Source organism: Cupriavidus sp. 05L310, from assembly GCF_056398185.1.
In genome coordinates, this window is sequence record NZ_JBFTOX010000019.1 from 111826 (window position 1) to 127692 (window position 15867).

12 protein-coding genes and 1 pseudogene are annotated in these 15867 nt (G+C 65.2%); 1 reads left to right on the forward strand and 12 read right to left on the reverse strand.

Translation table 11 applies throughout. The features are described 5' to 3' along the window. Positions 1–129: 129 nt before the first annotated feature. The 12 genes from AC1DS6_RS16095 to tssB form a co-directional block, all read right to left on the reverse strand. Complete coding sequence (locus AC1DS6_RS16095; protein WP_441627693.1) at positions 130–1155, reverse strand: flippase-like domain-containing protein; 1026 nt, start codon at positions 1153–1155, stop codon at positions 130–132. Next, a complete protein-coding gene (locus tag AC1DS6_RS16100; RefSeq protein WP_441627695.1) occupies positions 1152–1994 on the reverse strand; it encodes a HalD/BesD family halogenase in 843 nt (280 codons plus the stop codon). The genes AC1DS6_RS16095 and AC1DS6_RS16100 overlap by 4 nt, the downstream gene beginning before the upstream one ends. A 9-nt stretch (positions 1995–2003) precedes the next feature. Then, positions 2004–2678, reverse strand: a complete 675-nt coding sequence (locus AC1DS6_RS16105) for a CDP-alcohol phosphatidyltransferase family protein (RefSeq protein WP_441627697.1) — start codon at positions 2676–2678, stop codon at positions 2004–2006. Positions 2679–2985: 307 nt separating this feature from the next. Next, on the reverse strand, positions 2986–5442 hold the full coding sequence (locus AC1DS6_RS16110; RefSeq protein ID WP_477102712.1) for a penicillin-binding protein 1A: 2457 nt from the start codon (positions 5440–5442) through the stop codon (positions 2986–2988). A gap of 250 nt (positions 5443–5692) precedes the next feature. Next, entirely contained in the window at positions 5693–6127 is a 435-nt protein-coding gene (gene tssE / locus AC1DS6_RS16115) for a type VI secretion system baseplate subunit TssE (RefSeq protein WP_441627701.1), read from the reverse strand. Then, on the reverse strand, positions 6124–8838 hold the full coding sequence (tssH, locus tag AC1DS6_RS16120; protein WP_477102713.1) for a type VI secretion system ATPase TssH: 2715 nt from the start codon (positions 8836–8838) through the stop codon (positions 6124–6126). Before tssH ends, tssE begins: the two co-directional genes overlap by 4 nt. Positions 8839–8939: 101 nt before the next feature. Then, a complete protein-coding gene (locus tag AC1DS6_RS16125) occupies positions 8940–9425 on the reverse strand; it encodes an Hcp family type VI secretion system effector (protein ID WP_477102714.1) in 486 nt (161 codons plus the stop codon). A 15-nt stretch (positions 9426–9440) separates the two neighbouring features. Next, entirely contained in the window at positions 9441–11156 is a 1716-nt protein-coding gene (locus AC1DS6_RS16130; RefSeq protein WP_477102715.1) for an OmpA family protein, read from the reverse strand. A 10-nt stretch (positions 11157–11166) separates the two neighbouring features. After that, positions 11167–11817 carry a DotU family type IV/VI secretion system protein gene (locus tag AC1DS6_RS16135; RefSeq protein ID WP_441627707.1) on the reverse strand — a complete coding sequence of 217 codons (651 nt, stop codon included), beginning with the start codon at positions 11815–11817 and terminating at the stop codon, positions 11167–11169. Continuing rightward, on the reverse strand, positions 11814–13160 hold the full coding sequence (gene tssK, locus AC1DS6_RS16140) for a type VI secretion system baseplate subunit TssK (RefSeq protein WP_477102716.1): 1347 nt from the start codon (positions 13158–13160) through the stop codon (positions 11814–11816). Before tssK ends, AC1DS6_RS16135 begins: the two co-directional genes overlap by 4 nt. 120 nt (positions 13161–13280) lie before the next feature. Further along, positions 13281–14828 carry a type VI secretion system contractile sheath large subunit gene (tssC, locus tag AC1DS6_RS16145; RefSeq protein WP_441627711.1) on the reverse strand — a complete coding sequence of 516 codons (1548 nt, stop codon included), beginning with the start codon at positions 14826–14828 and terminating at the stop codon, positions 13281–13283. Positions 14829–14854: 26 nt separating this feature from the next. Beyond that, positions 14855–15370: a type VI secretion system contractile sheath small subunit gene (gene tssB, locus AC1DS6_RS16150; RefSeq protein ID WP_441627713.1), complete on the reverse strand. Its 516-nt coding sequence runs from the start codon at positions 15368–15370 to the stop codon at positions 14855–14857. Between the two features lie 237 nt (positions 15371–15607). On the opposite strand from tssB, the pseudogene AC1DS6_RS16155 reads away from it, so the two are divergent. Then, positions 15608–15867, forward strand: a pseudogene (locus AC1DS6_RS16155) (type VI secretion system tip protein VgrG); the annotation flags it as partial.

Consider the following 15867-nt stretch of genomic DNA (forward strand, 5'->3'; position numbering starts at 1 on the left):
CGTTCTCCGCACCCATGCAAATTGCATCAATCAATCGGCAGCGCGTGGCCGGCCCGCTGAATCACTGAAACCGCCTGGTGCCTGGCCTGGCTTGCGCACGCGCCGCGGCGCCGCCAGGTCCTTCACCGTCTATTTCAGGGACTCGGCAGGCATGGCCGCACGCCGCCGCTGGAATTTCCGTTCGCTCAAATGTAAATACAGCAGGCCCGGCGCGCCGAGCCCGATCTCGCGGGCGCGCTTGGCCAGCGACAGCGCCAGCGCCGCCTCGGGCGGCAGGCCGACGATGGGGGCCAGCAGCAGGTAGCCGCCTTCCTGCGCCCCCAGCGAGCCGGGAATGGCAAACGCCGCGCCGCGAATGGCCTGCCCGACGCTCTCCAGCAGCAGGGCGTCGAGCCAGCTGACCGGATGCCCCAGGAAATGCAGCGCCAGCCAGACTTCGCCGGTGCCGACCAGCCAGCCGGCCAGGCTCAGCGCGAAGGTGCCCGCCACCTTGCGGCGGTCGCGGTACATGCCATGCACGGCCGCGTCCACGGCATCGGCACGCATCGTCAACCCGGACCAGTCGCGCTTGCCAAACAGCTTCGACAGCACGCGCAGGACCCGGCCGAACAAACCCCGCTTCTGGATGACGTAGAACGCCACGATGCACAGCGCCAGCACAGCCGTGACAATCAGGGTCGGCGTGCGCAGGTCCGAGAGCGCATCCTGCCCGCCGCGCCCGCCGTGTCCACCGTACAAGGTGAACAGCGCCAGGCCGATAAACGCGAACACCATCTGCGCGAGAGCCTGCATGGTGGTACTGACCGTAATGGCGGCGGCGGCGTCGCGCATGCGCGTGCCGCGCTGCGCCAGGTAGCGCACCATCAGCACCGGCCCGCCGATCTGCCCGGCGGGCAGCAGGCTGTTCACGGACTCGCCCGCCCAACGCGCCAGCAGTGCGTTGCACATGGTGCCGCGCCCGGCCCGGCGGTCGAACAAGACGAAGATGGCGCCGGCGTCCAGCGCCAGCGGCAGCAGGTGGAATGCAGCGACCAGCGCCAGGCCCCAGCCTGCGGACATCAGCGTCGACGCGACGGAGCCGAATCCTTGCCAGGCGAGCAGCGCGACAAACAGCGCCGCGCCGATCGACAGCAGGAAGATGGCGGCACGGGTCATGCGCGGGGTTTCTGGCCTGGCGCCAGTCTCTTGAATACCTGCTTGAAGCCAAAATAGGCGATCGCGTCCTTCATATTGGAGATGAAGCGCAGCCACGGGCGCATGCCCGGATCGGTGACGTACTCAAACGTCAGCGACACCCGCATCTCGTTGGCGCCGGCCGGCGTAATGCGGTGGCGCAGCTTGTCGCCGTCGAAGAACACCAGGCCGCCGGGGGTGGTCTGCACCGAACCGGGCTCGTCGGGCACATCCGCATTGCGGGTGTGCAGTTCGTAATCGAGGCGGCAGGAGGATTCTTCGATCACGCCCAGCAGCAGCGTGTAGCGGCGGCCATCGTAATAAGAGGTGTCGTAATGCCAGCCGATGTGATCGCCGGGACGCGTGTAGTAATAGAGCGCGTAGGCATGCGGGTCGGTGTCCGGGGACAGCAGCAGCTTTTCGCCGCACATCTGCTCCAGCCAGCCGATCAGCGCCTTCGACCGATACAGTTCCGCGATAAACGGGGCAAGTTCGTCGATCGTGTGGCGGCTGACGCTGCCGCCCTGCTTGTGGCCGGGCAGGTAGTTGCGGTTGATCTTGGGCACCAGCGCGCGGGCGCTGGCGACCAGTTGCGCGGTGACTTCCGGCGCCAGGAATTCCTCCAGGTGCAGGAAGGCGTCCTGGCGCTCGAAATCGGCGCGCAGCTTCACGTTGTCCAGCATGGCGGTGCGGCTGGCCACTGCGGACTCGGGATCGGGCGTGCCGGTTGGCGTGGCCGGCTTCGGGCGTGGCGAAACCGTCGCGGCGGCCTGGACGGAAGGTGCGTCCAGCGCGATGTCGTTGGTGGCTTGCTCGCTCATCGGGGTTCCTCAGATCTTCGTCGAAGTCGGAGCCGTGACCGGCCGGGGGCGCCGCATGACGCGCCAGTAGTCGAAGACGACCCATGCCGCGAACAGCGGCGCGCCGATCGACGCCGCCGTCAGGAACGGCGCGATGCCGCTGGTCAGCGTCACCAGCGGGAGCAGGTAAAGCACGTCTTCGGTCTCGAATCCCCCCGCGGAGGCCTGCTTCGTCCCGCTTTTCCCCACGCGCTCTTCGATACGCATGCGAAGAAAGAAGATCAGCGCCACCGCTACGCCAGCCAGCGTGCCTAGCAGCACCGGCGACAGCACCCCGTTGGCGGCCTCGTCCGAAATCGCCACGCCCATGCCGACGAACAGCAGCACCGTAATCAGGGCATCGCTCGCCAGGTCATAAAAATGGCCTATCTTGCTTGATTTTCCGCTAATTCTCGCCAACTCGCCGTCCGTATGGTCAACGAAGTTGGAGATCACGATCAGCAGGGCCCCGTAATTCGTCCACGCATATCCGCCCTGCATCAGGCAGGCAACACCGGCCAGGCCAATCAGCAGCCGCAACGTGGTCAGGTGGTTAGGGGTGATCCAGGAGTCCTTGAGCGGGCGCACAAGCGCGCGCGCCAGACGGGCGTCCCAGGTACGTGGAGCGGGAGGCTCGCCGCGAGAATTCTTTGGATTGTTGTTCATCTGGAAAAAGGTCCACCGGCAGGAAAGCTGTCACACGGCTGGCATACTAGCGCCAGTTCCCGCGCCTTGCATTGCGGGAACTCAGCGGCCAGGCCGGCCGGATCGCTTTACAGGGATACCGCCAGTCAAACCGCTATGGTAAGCGATGTGACCCGCAACGGTACGCGCGCGGTGCCGGATTGACAAGTCCGGGCGCGCTTGCCGGCACTGCGCCGCACCTTCATCGGCTTGCCTGCAAGCAGCCGACTGGCGGCACGGACCAGGCGCCGGCAACAAGATAAACCGGCGCGGACCGCTATGCCTGGCGTCACGGCACATTGCCTTCACTTGCTGGCGCCAGGGCTGCATCCTGCGCGGACGTGGAAGCGCCGGCTGCCGGCATGTCCCGCACACGCGGCGCGCCTGTCAAGGCATCGACAGGCGCACTCACCGGTGAACTTGCGGATACCGGCCCCGGCACGGCATCCGCAAATTCCCGCCCCAAGGGCGCGCTGGCGCCACCGGGCGGCAAGGCCGCTGGCGGTGCCGCCGCGCTGGCCTCCATCGCAGGCGCCGGCTCCGGCGCCTGCGCCGAGTGTGCCGGGCGCCTGGGCGCGGGCGGGGCTTCAGGCTTCGAGGCCGTCCCGAAGAAGCGCTGGTACCAGCCGCGTATGGTCCAGCCCAGCGCCTCGAACAAGCCGGTCTCTTCGTGCTTCACAAAGCGGACGTTCGGGTCGATCACGCGGGCCCGGAGCGAACGCTGGAAGAAGTCGCCCACCATGGGCAGCGCACTGTGCGCGCCCTGCCCCCAGTAGTCGCTGCGCAGCGTCACCCGGCTGTCGTTGAACCCGACCCAGGCGCCGGCCACCAGTTGCGGATGCATCAGGATGAACCAGCCGTCGGCGTTGTCCTGCGTGGTGCCGGTCTTGCCGGCCACATCCGCGCGGATTCCGAAGCGCGTGCGGATGCTTGTGCCCGTGCCCCGGTCGATCACGCCGCGCATGACATCCAGCAGCGTCTGCACCGTGGCGACGGGCAGCGCCTGCTCGGGCGACGCCGGGCGGAACGTCTCCAGCACCTCGCCCTTGCGGTCCTCGATGCGGGTGACCATCACCGGCTCCAGGTAAGCACCTTGGTTGGCTATGGTGCCGTAGGCGGAGACCATCTCCTTCAGTGTCACCGGGCTGGTGCCCAGCGCCAGCGAGGGTACGGTGTCGAGACGGCTCTGCCGCACGCCCATGGCGCGGGCCAGCCTGGCCACCTTGGCCGGGCCCACACTCTGCATCAACTGCGCGGTGATCGTGTTCTTGGAATACACCAGGCCGTCGCGCAGGCTCATGGCGCGCCCGCTCGGGGGGCCATCGTCGGAAGGCCGCCAGACCTCGCCGCCGGCCAGGGGGATCTCCACCGCCTGGTCGACGAAGGTATCGTCGGGACTGGCGCCTTGCTCAAACGCCGCGCCATAGACAAACGGCTTGAACGTGGAGCCCGGCTGGCGCTGTGCCTGCTGCACGTGGTCGAAGGCATCCTGGCTGAAATCGCGGCTGCCGACCCAGGCCTTGATCTCGCCGCTGCGCGGGTCCAGCGCGAGGAAACCGGCCTGGATGCGGGTCTTCGACTGCCGCAGCGCCTGCATGAAGACACCGTCGGCCAGCAACTGCTTCATGGCTGCCTCGGGGGTCAGCCCGGATTCCCGCGCCGCCCGGTACTCCGGCGTCTCGCGCACGAAGGCCTGCACCAGCTCCTTGTTGGCAGCCCAGCCCGAGCGCGGCGCCCACGCTGCATTCGCTATGCCCTGCAACTGGTTGCCCTGGCGCGCCACGGCCTGGTTGGCCATCGCCTGCAGGCGCGAATCGATGGTGGTGCGTACCACCAGCCCGTCGGTGTAGATGTTGTAGTCGTTGCGGTCCGCCCAGGTGATCAGCCATTTGCGCAGTTGCTGCGCGAAGTGCGGCGCGGGGCCCGGCGGCTCGGTCTGGCGCTCGAAATCGATACGCAGCGGCCGCTTCTTCAGCGCCTCGTACTTGGCAGGATCCAGCTTCTCGTACTTGACCATCTGCGCCAACACGGTATTGCGCCGCTGCACGGCACGCTCGGGATTGATGACCGGGTTGTAGTAGCTGTTGCCCTTGAGCATGCCGATCAGCGTGGCGCTCTCCAGTACGTCCAGCTTGCCGGCGGATTTGTCGAAGTAAGTACGCGCCGCCATCTCGATGCCGTACGCGTTGTACAGGAACGGCACCGTGTTGAGATAGGTCTCGAGGATCTCGTCCTTGGTATAGAGTGCCTCGATCTTCAGCGCGGTAATGGCTTCCTTGAGCTTGCGCGTGAGCGTGGGCGCGCGGCCGATCTCATCGGGATAGAGATTGCGGGCAAGCTGCTGGGTAATGGTGGAACCACCCTGCCGGTTGCCGGAAAAGGTATGTAGCGCTGCCGACCCCATGCGCCGCCAGTCCAGGCCGAAGTGCTGGTAGAAGCGGTGATCCTCGGTGGCGATCAGCGCTGTCGTCACATTGGGCGAGATGTCGGCCAGCCGGACCCAGTCGCGGTTGGCCCATTTGAACACCGCCAGCTCCTTGCCGTCCGCCGAGAGCACTTGCGCGGGCTGGTCCGACTTGGCCTTGCGGATATCGCTGATGCCCGGCGTGAACGGGATCAACACCAGCACATACAGCAGGAACAGCGCCGGCACGGCAGCCAGCGTCTTGAGGACACCGCGCCGCGTAGGGCGCCGCAGGCGGGCAAGCCGCTCGGCGGCGTGGGTCTTGATCTGGGCCAGGTTCATGAAGCAAGCAACATCGGAGTCACATTCCGGCGCAACACACTGGCACACCGTCGATGGAAAGGCCTGCATCCTACCAAAATCGCTTCAAGCTTCGCAGTGCCGTGTCAAACACCCAGGCCATTTGCTCCTTGGTCAAGCCCTCCTGGACGCATCAACGCCCGGATCGAGAGCCGTAGCGATGTCCAGGCGTGTTTTTCATGATTCCTCCATGACAGGCCGGTGTGGCTAGGTCACTCACGGTCACTCACGGTCACTCACGGTCACGTTCGGCCTTCAGCAGCTTGAGGCGCGTCTGTCCATCGGGCGTGAAGTGGGTGCCGAATCGCACCAGCCCGGCCTGATGCAGTTGACAACTCATGGTAAAGCTGAGAAGCATGCCCGGTTCGGTCTCTTCGATCGCGATGCCGATGGATTTCAGCCTCGGCTCGTAGCGCAGCAGCGTCGTTTCGATTTCGCGCTTTAGCGTGTGCGCTGACGCGGGTAGATGCCGGTAGATCCTGGACAGATCGCCAAGCCCATAATCCGGCAAATGCGCCAGGCTACCGCGACGGCTATTGAGGATGCGCTGGATGTTGTCCTGCACGGACAGGAACGTCTGCGTCGCCACATCGAAATCGTCGACGGCCACGCCATTCGCAAAGTATCCCGTCACCGCTTCAAAGAGGCCCGGCCCGCTCCGTGTCACGCGTCCACCCCGGTTGTCGTTGCCGGCTCCTCGAAGTCCAGGCCAATACCGTCGTCCCCGGAGAACGACAGGCGAATCGATGCCGGTGCCTGCTGGTCCGACATGCGCACCAGCAGCTCACGCGACAGTACCGGCAGGATCTGCTGATCGAGCAGACTGTCGATATTGCGGGCGCCGGAATCGGGCAACAGGCAGGCCCGCACCAGCTCGGCCACCAGCGTGTCGTCGCACCGCAGTGGCACGCCAAAGCGGCGCGCGATGCGGTCAGCCACCTTGCCGAGCTTCATCCGCACGATCAATGCCATGGCGTCGGCCGACAGCGGGCGGTAGGCAATGGTCTGGAAGCGTGCCAGCAGTGCCGGCTGGAAGTGGTCGATCAGCATCGGGCGAATCGCCTCCATCAGCGTCCCGGTGGCGAGCTCGACGCCGGCCGCGGCGGCGGCGTCGGCTGCCGCCAGAATCTGCTCGCTGCCGAGATTCGAGGTCATCAGGATGACGGTATTGCGGAAGTCGATCACCCGGCCTTCGCCGTCGCGCATGAAGCCGCGATCGAATACCTGGTAGAACAAATTCAGTACGTCACGGTGCGCTTTCTCGACCTCGTCGAGCAGGATGACGCTGTAGGGCCGCTGGCGGACCGCCTCGGTCAGGACACCGCCTTCCCCGTAGCCGACATAGCCCGGCGGCGAACCCTTCAGCTGCGAGACGGTGTGGGCTTCCTGGTATTCGGACAGGTTGATGGTGACAAGCGAACGCTCGCCACCGAACATCAGGTCGGCCAACGCGCGCGCCGTTTCGGTCTTGCCCACCCCCGAAGGCCCCGCCAGCAGGAACACGCCCAGCGGCGCCTCCTCGGATTTGAGTCCCGCCTTGGCGGCCCGCAAGCTCTTGCTGAGGGCGGCTAGCGCCTCATCCTGGCCAACCACGATGTGCCCCAAGCGCCTTTCCAGCGCCAGCAAAGTGGCCAGCTCGCTGGACAGCAGGCTGTCGACGGGAACCCCTGTCCAATCGGCAATCACCTGTGCAATGGCGGTCTCGTCCACTTCCGCATGGATCAGCGCGGCCTGACCGTGCTTGGTCAGCATCTCGTAGGCAGCCTGGATCGATGGCGTCAGATCCCGCCGTGCAGACTCGTCGGCAGTGGTTTGCCATTGCGCACGCAATTCGATCAGTGTCTCGGCGGCCCCCTTCTGTTCGGCAAAGGCGCGCTCAAACTGTTCGAGCTCAATGGCGAGCGCAGCGAGCCGGGCATCGATGGCCGCCAGTCGTTTGCCGACATCCGCGCCGATGGCCCCTTGGTCCTGCAGCAAGGCAGTCCGCTCGACCTCCAGCGCCGCGCGTTCCGCCTCGCGGGAGGAGATGGCCACCGGTGTGGCCTCCAGGCTCATGCGCACGCGGGCGGCGGCGGTATCGAGCAGATCGACGGCCTTGTCCGGCAGTTGGCGTCCGGTCAGATAGCGGCGCGACAGCCGCACGGCGGCGCCGATGGCGGCATCGGTGATGTGCACGCCATGGTGCTGCGCATACCGTTCCTTCAGGCCGCGCAGCATCAGGCAAGCGCCGTCGTCGTCGGGCTCATCGACCTTGACCATCTGGAAGCGCCGCTCCAGCGCGGCGTCGCGCTCGAAGTACTGCTTGTATTCGGACCACGTCGTCGCCGCGATCGTGCGCAGCTCGCCGCGCGCCAGGGCGGGCTTTAGCAGGTTGGCGGCATCGGCACCGCCTGCGGTGTTGCCCGCACCGATCAGCGTGTGGGCTTCGTCGATGAATAGCAGCACGGGTGTCGGCGATTGCTGCACGGCCTCGATCACGTTCTTGAGGCGTTGCTCGAACTCCCCCTTGACGCCGGCCCCGGCCTGCAGAAGGCCCAGGTCCAGCGTCAGCACGCTGACGTTCTGTATGACAGCCGGGACATCCCCTTCCGCGATTTTGAGCGCAAGGCCTTCGACCAGCGCAGTCTTGCCCACACCAGGTTCGCCAACCAGGATCGGGTTGTTCTTGCGGCGCCGCGCCAGGATGTCGACCATCTGGCGAATCTCGACGTCGCGGCCAAATACCGGATCGATCTTGCCGTCCCGGGCCTTCCGGGTGATGTCGGTCGTGAAGCGGGCCAGCGCCGATGTATCGGCCTGACCGGGCATCGGCCTGGTCGGGGTGGGAGTGACCGGCGCCGGCGACAGCGGGCCGGGAGCCGGTCTGGCCGGCTCGCCAGCGTCGGGAGCGGCTGCCTCGGTCGAGATGTTGTCGAGTTCATGCATCAGCCGCTCGATCTGGATGGCGGATACGCTCAACAGCGCCCAGGCGCCGGGCGCCCGCAGCAGGTGTGGCGTTTCGGCCAGCGCGGCCAGCAGGTGCGCGGAGCGGATCGACGTGGACTCTCCGGGCGCCGGGGCTTCGAGCGATGCGCGCATCCATGCGGCCTCCAGCCACTGGCCGAGGCGTTGTGACAGGCCAGGCTTGCCGCGCAGGTCATGCGGCAGCCGGTCGATGGCGGCGAGCAGCCCGTTCCAGATGCCGTCCACATCGAGTTCATAGCGCCGCAAGATCGCCAGCAGATCGCCGTCGCCCAACTCCAGCAGCTTGATCAGCCAGTGTTCGACCTCGATGTCCCGGTGGGCGCGTGTTTCGCACAGGCGGGCGGCGTCGGTCAGGGCACGGGCGCAATGGTCGTTGAGACGACGCAGAAACGGGGAGAGGTCGCGGGTGGTCATGGAAAAGAAGCGGGACGCGGGGTGAAGAAGGAAGTGCGCGGCCCCCTGCACCGGGTCCGCGCGAGATGGCAGGCCGGCGGTGGACGCCGGCCAGGCGCGTATTAGGAGCGCTCGTTCCAGCTGTCGGCGTGGATGATGTTGCCGTCCTTGTACGACCAGGTGATTTTTTCGTAACGCAGCTCGATGTCTTCGAGGTGGTTGTGCTTCTCAAAGGCCGGATTCTTGATATCCAGCATCTTCGGCGTGACGCCGACCACCTTCACGTTTTCGAGCTTGGTGTTGAAGTACTCTTTTTCCTTGCCGGCGTCATCGATCTTGTACCACTTGATCTCGACCGACTTCAGGGTCTGGCCGCTGGTGACCGCCTTGTACAGATACGGCGTCGAGGCATCGGTTTCCTTGGTAAAGACGACCGGCTTGTGCACGCGCGTGCCAGTCAGCTTGCCGGTGTTGGAATCCGTGGGAATACTGACGGCGTGATCGAAGGCGACCACCTCGACGCTGCCCTCGCGGCTATTGACCGTGACCGAGCCTCTGATATCGGCGCCGCCATCGTCCTTGATCCACATGTATGCGGGAATTGCCATTTCTTCTTTCTCCTTCTACTGGAATGAACAGGCCGGATGGCCCAAAGTTGCCCGATTGGCACGATCGCCGTCGCGGCAATCAGGGATGAGCGTGATCTCGACACGTCGGTTGGCGGCACGCCCCGCTTCGGTGTCGTTGGCGGCTTTGGGACGGGTATCGCCATAGCCTTGAATCGCGAACTGGGTCGGCGGCAAGCCGGCCGCGTCGGCCAGCCAGTCGCGCACTGACGCCGCACGGGCCTCGGAGAGCTTGAGGTTGCTGCCAGGATTGCCTACGGTATCGGTGTGCCCGGCCACCAGCACGCGCTTGTCCGGGTGAGCCTTGATCATCTCCAGCGCGCCGATCAGCACGCGATTCGAGCCGGGGTTGAGAGCCGCGCTGCCGCTCCTGAAGAGCGACAGGCTGTCCAGTTCGATGGTCGATGGCGGCGGTGCCGGCGGTCGATACGCGGCGATCAGGGCATTGAGCGGCGCCAGCAGCCCGGCGCCACGATAGAAGCCCAGGCCAAGGCGCGGCGGTATGCCAACGCGTTCGTATTGATCGAGTTCGTCGCGATCGCGCTTGATGGCCTGCAGTGCATCGACCCGGGCGGCGTCATGCTCCGGTCCGATGGCGCGATAGCGCGCCATATCGCCCACGACGCGCGCCACCAGGGCACGGTTCTGCCAGGCGGAGGCCGCGGCGGCCGCGCAGAAGGCCAGCGCGAGCCAGGCAAAGGCGTGGGCAATGGCGCTCGGTAGCGCCCGACGCACGGGCTGCCGGGCGATTCCCCGGATCAGGGGTTCCGGCAGCGGGTAGCGTGCACGGCGGCCATCCCTGGCGATGCGGGCAAGCGCGGTCGCTTGCTCGATGAAGCGGGCATACAACGAATCCGCGGCAGGGCTGCCCTCGGTGGCGGTCACGCCGAACGCTGCAACGTGCACCCGATGGCTGCCGCGCTGGCTATCGAGCAGCGCAGGGAGCAAGGCGCCACACGCCCAGCGCGCCAGGGCATCGAGCCGTGCGGCGCGGTGCATGCGGGCCTCGCGATCCGCCGGCAGCGCGGCCCGCGCGTGAAGCAGGACGCGTGCGGCAATCTGGGCGGGCAGCGTATCGCCTTGCATCACTTCGGCGCCGGAGATGCCGAACCAGGGGCAATCGTCCGGGGCACCGTTGCTTCGGGTGACTTCTTCCGCGTACACGGCAACGCAGACCGGCAGGTCGTAGCCAACCCCACCGCTGGCCTCGCCGATGGCCGAGCGCCAACGCCGAAGCCCGGCGTTCAGCACGGCCGCGTCGCGGGCCTGGTCGGCGCCGATCAGGTAGGCGATGGCATCCGGACCCTGCCCTTCGCGCCAGCGCTTGAGGGCGTCAGCCACATGTGCAAGCCGGGTCGGGTCATCGACGCGCACCCAGATCGCCGCGTCCGTGATTCGGACCAGATCCTCGCCGAATGCCAGCGGCGGAGCGCCCGATGCGTCCCCAATCGCCAATACCAGCGGTGTATTGCGCCGGATGCCATGGGGCAGCCCATCCAGCGACGCATCGATGGCTTGCAGCACCGGCTGCGCGGCGCGCTGCCGTGCGCGCACCCGGCGCGTGGCAACAATGATCGCCAGAAGCGCCAGCCCGATCGTGAAGGCAGCGAACAGGAGGTTCCATGTCGCCGGCCATGGCGAGCTGAACGCCAGCCAGGCCAGCGCGAGCACTGCGATCCAGCCGAAGAGCGTGCGGTAGGGGTAGCCGGTCACGAATACCCTTTCAGCCGACGAGCCGGGCGATCGCGGTGGCCAGCCACCGGTCCAGCGCAAGGTAGACGAGGCCGGTGCCGGCGCAGGCGCTCACCACCCAGGCGAGCGGCGTCAGATGACCCCGCCATCGGCGCGCGTTGCCGTCTGTCACCAGCACCGGGCCATCCGACTTAAGCCATCCGGCACGATCCAGGCGTTCATCGATAGCGTGCATCAGCGCGACACGTGCGCCGGCGCCCTCCAGCGCGAACCTGCCCTGGAAACCCAGCCCCAATACCGCGTGGAAAACGGCGAGCAGCGGCAGCACTGGCCGCGCCTCACCCAGGCGCCGCTCGATGCGAGCGATGAGCGCTTCCCCGGCATCGTGACTCTGGAACTCCTGCACCTGCAGGGGCTCGCGTTCCCACGCGTCGCGATCTTTTTCGGGCAGCCTGCCCAGCGCGACTTCGTCAAGCAAAGCACATTGCGCATAGATGGCATCCTCGACGACATCGGCGGGCTGGCCGGCCGCCAGGAATTCTTCGCGCAGACGGGAAACCTGTTCGTCGCATTTCGCGCGGAATGCTTCGAAGCCAGTAGGCTGATCGTCATCAGCGAGCGCGGTGACGGTCAGGGCCGTGTCGCGCAAGGCGAGCGGCAAAATCGAGATGGAGTTCGTCATGCAGGCAAAACCGCGTAGAGTTCAAGTGATACGTCCGGCAGCGACGCAGGAACGTAGAACTGACAGGCGCGCGCGGCCAGCATGCGCCTGAACGCCGGGTGCGCGCTATCAAGCGCAAAATACTGGTTCTCGATGCGCACGGGGATGGCTGCAGGCACGCGCGACATCGCGCGCAGCGGGATGCCGGGCAGCGCGGAGTTGACGATCTGCTCCACCTCGTCAGGCGCGCCCGCCTTGCACAGGCGCGGCAACTGTTCGAGCAGCGCGTGAGCGGGAAGTCCCGCCTGGACGGACAGGTAGTATTCGGCGCCTTCGACCAGGCGCTCGTCGAGGATCTTGCCGACCCAGACGGTGGGCCGCAGGCGTTCCAGCGCAACGGGTACCACCCGTGACGGGATCACCGTGTCGAGCAGGGTACGAATCAGCGACTCCAGTTCCTCGAACACGGGCTCCGGCGCGAGGTGGTCGTAAGGCGGGATGGCCTGCAGGGTCTCCGTGGTGGAAAACGTCAGCAGCGATCCGGCCAGACGGGCAAGGATGCCGTAGAGCCGCTCGGGATGCTGCTGCGGCACGGCGCACAGGCGAGCCAGTTCCGGCCACGTACTGTTGACGCTGTGCAGCAGCCAGAACAACGCCACATCGGCAACGGCGTAATCGGCGATCTGGTCGGATCGTTCGCGGCGGCGCACCGACAGGCTCGCGCTCTTGGCGCTGAGTATTTCGGAGAGCCGCTTCATGCGGCCGGTGAGCCGCTCGCTTGCCGACAGGAAAAGGCAGGGCGGCACAAAGGCCGGATCGGCCTCGAAGCGCCCCTGGGACGTCCGCACCAGCCGAGCGACCGGGCAGGTCACATAGTCATCGTGCGATTCGAAATCGAACATCAGCGCCAGCGCATGCCGCTCAACGCTGATCTCCTCCTTGCCTTCCCCATGCAGGTCGGCGACTTCCAGATATTCGCGCACGAAGCGGCGCGGCCGGGCGGGCCGTTCCCCGGCTTCAATGCAGTTGCCGCCTTGCGCATCGATCAGCGGCAGGCCGATCCCCACGACCACCGCGTCGATGTGCGCCGGCACGTCGGCCAGATCCCGTGCCGCGGGCGTGCGGTCTGCCGTCTCGGTATCGATCACCGTTCCGTCCGGCAGCCGGAGGGCCAGCGAACTGACCACCAGACGGTGAACGGACAGGGCCTGCTGGTCAAGGGCAACGCGCACAGTGCCCCACGGATCGGGGCTGGCAAGGCGCGCGACGTGCTCGTCGGCATACCGGTCCCATTGCGCCTGTTGCTGGAAATGCTGCGGGGTCATGAAAATTCCCTGTGCCCACAGCGGTCTTGTTATCTTCATCGTGATCGGCTGGTACGTGGAAAGGCCCTTTCCGCATGGGAGCGCCGCACGCTGGCTGTCGAGCCAGCGTGCGGCGGCGCTACGTCATGTCAGCGCTACGTCGACACTCACAGTTGCCGGTCAGTTCTTCGCTTTCGGCATCTGCGAAACGAGCGACAAATTGATGTCCATGCCTTCAATCTGGAAGTGCGGCACGATGAAAAGCTTGATGCGGAAGAAACCCGGGTTGTCCTCGATATCCTCGACGACCACCTTGGCCTCCCGCAGCGGATGGGAAGCCTGCAGTTCATCGCCCGGATCGGTCATCTCGGTCACGAGCGTCTTGACCCAGGTGTTCAGCTCCAGCTCCAGCAGGCGGCGGTCCTTGGTGGTACCGATGTTCTCGCGCTGAATCAGCTTCAGGTAGTGGGCAATACGCGAGAGCAGGAAGATATACGGCAGGCGCGCATTGATGCGGCTGTTGGCGGTGGCTTCCTTGGTGTCGTAGAGCGTCGGCTTCTGGGCAGAGTGGGCGGAGAAAAAGCACGCGAAGTCATGATTCTTGTAATAGGACAGCGGGATGAAACCCAGATTGGCGAACTCGAACTCGCGCGTTTCCGGGATCAGCACCTCGGTCGGGATCTTGGCCTGGTTGCCTGTGCCCAGGTCATACAGGTGGATCGGCAGGTCCTCGACCAGGCCGCCGGCCTGCGGACCACGAATCTGTACGCACCAGCCGTTCTTGATGAAGCTCTGCACCATGTTCGCGGCGAACGCGAACGAGGCGTTGGCCCACAGGTAGCGGGTGTGATCCGGGCCCTTGACCGCCTCGGTGTAGTTGAAGGCGCGTACCGGCACGGTTTCCGGGCCATAGGGCAGCCGCGCCAGGAAATTCGGCAGCGTCAGGCCGATATAGCGGGCATCGTCCGACTCGCGGAAGCTCTTCCACTTCAAGTACTCGGCGCGATCGAAGTAGTTGCCGATGTCGCGGATGCTGGCCACCTCTTCCATCGATTCCTTGCCGAAGAAGGCCGGCGAGACCGAGCCGATGAACGGCATATGCGCCGCTGCGGAGACCTTGGAGATGTTGCGCAGCAGCGCGATATCCTGCGGGCCGCGGTCGAACGCGTAGTTCGAGATGATCGAGCCAATCGGCTCGCCACCCGGCGTGTCGTACTCCTGGATGTAGGTGTGCAGGTACAGGCCGCTCTGGATGACCTCGGGCGTGTCCTCGAAATCCTGTCGCAACGCGTCTTTCGAGACATCCAGCACTTCGATCTTGACATTCTTGCGGAAGTCGGTGCGATCAACGAGGAACTTGAGGCCGCGCCAGGCCGATTCGATCTGCTGGAACGTCTCGTTGTGCATGATCGCGTCCAGCTGGCGGCTGATCTGCTGGTCGAGGTGCTCGATATGGAAATCGAGCAAGCTCTTGTCAAGACGGTCCACCTGCTGCGACGAGTCCTGGATCATCTTCAGGAACACGCTTATCGCCTGGGCGACGCGTTCATCCAGCGACGATTCGGAGAGCGCATCGGCGCTCTGGAAGGACTCCACCGGACGCGTGGACTTGACCGGCGTCAGGTTGATCTTCTCGCACAGGGATTCGTAGACGCTCTTGCCCGGCGAGTCCAGGACAACGGTATCTGCTTCGCTATTGCCGCGTGCGGCGATCTCATGCTTGGTCATGGGGTTCACTCCTCAGGGAACGGCGCTTATTGGACGGACGGGGAAGCCGGCGCGGCCTCGCCGATCTTCTGCAGATCGGCGCGCAGGCGCTCGGACAAGGCCGGGTCCTTGAGGATCTTTTCCAGTTCGCGGCGGAACATCGCGTTGTCGAGCAGGTTCGACTTCAGGTCGCGCAGCAGATTGCGGGCGGCCATCAGCGCGCGCAACTCGGGCACCTTCCCGGCGACGACTTCCGGCTTGAAGTCGTCCATCGCGCGGAAGTCCAGATCAACCGGCAGTTCCGTGCCGTCGCCGACCAGCGTGTTCTCGACGGCGATCCGTGCCTTCGGGTTGAAATCGGCGAGGACCGAATTGAAGTTGTTCTTGTTGATGGACACCTTCTCACGCTCGGCAAGCGCCCGCGTGTCCTGACCGTTGCTGTAGTCGCCCATCACCAGCAGCTTGAGCGGCAGTTCAACCTTCTTCTGCGCGCCCCCCGTATGCAGGTCGAGCTTGATATTGACCCGTGCCTTGGGCACTTCGTTCTGGAAACTCTCAGCCATCGTTTGTTCCTTTCTTATCTCTGATTTAAACGTTTTCTAATTCTTTCGATAACGATCAGTAAGGTAATCCGGCGCAATTAGTAGCATGGATACCCATTCGATGGATATAGGACCAGTACGAATTTATGTTAAATAAATGTTAAATTTCAAAAACGGCATATAAGGTATTTATGGCATATAAAAAGACGTTTAAAGTCCTGCGTCAGCATCGATCACGCCGACAACGGAGCGGAAACCATGACGGACCCGGATGAACAACGGAGGACATACGGCAGTGCGCCGTTCAAGGGATTGACCGGGCGCCAGGCTTACTTCCTCGAGGTGCCCGGCACGGCCAGCGCCGCCGAACTGTCGGTGGTGTCATTCGAAGCGGTGGAGCGCATGGGCGAGCCCTATACCGTCACCATCCAGCTGACGCACCCCTTGCCGCTTGAGCGGGCCGACTATCTCGGCAAGGACGCGACGTTCCTGATCGATCCCGGAGACGGGACGGAGCC

Excerpts from the sequence above, each read along its gene's own strand:
- AC1DS6_RS16095 (WP_441627693.1), bottom strand. The coding sequence starts at position 1,155 with ATGACCCGTGCCGCCATCTTCCTGCTGTCGATCGGCGCGGCGCTGTTT.
- AC1DS6_RS16100 (WP_441627695.1), bottom strand. The coding sequence starts at position 1,994 with ATGAGCGAGCAAGCCACCAACGACATCGCGCTGGACGCACCTTCCGTC.
- AC1DS6_RS16105 (WP_441627697.1), bottom strand. The coding sequence starts at position 2,678 with ATGAACAACAATCCAAAGAATTCTCGCGGCGAGCCTCCCGCTCCACGT.
- AC1DS6_RS16110 (WP_477102712.1), bottom strand. The coding sequence starts at position 5,442 with ATGAACCTGGCCCAGATCAAGACCCACGCCGCCGAGCGGCTTGCCCGC.
- tssH (WP_477102713.1), bottom strand. The coding sequence starts at position 8,838 with ATGACCACCCGCGACCTCTCCCCGTTTCTGCGTCGTCTCAACGACCAT.
- AC1DS6_RS16125 (WP_477102714.1), bottom strand. The coding sequence starts at position 9,425 with ATGGCAATTCCCGCATACATGTGGATCAAGGACGATGGCGGCGCCGAT.
- AC1DS6_RS16135 (WP_441627707.1), bottom strand. The coding sequence starts at position 11,817 with ATGACGAACTCCATCTCGATTTTGCCGCTCGCCTTGCGCGACACGGCC.
- tssK (WP_477102716.1), bottom strand. The coding sequence starts at position 13,160 with ATGAAGATAACAAGACCGCTGTGGGCACAGGGAATTTTCATGACCCCG.
- tssC (WP_441627711.1), bottom strand. The coding sequence starts at position 14,828 with ATGACCAAGCATGAGATCGCCGCACGCGGCAATAGCGAAGCAGATACC.
- tssB (WP_441627713.1), bottom strand. The coding sequence starts at position 15,370 with ATGGCTGAGAGTTTCCAGAACGAAGTGCCCAAGGCACGGGTCAATATC.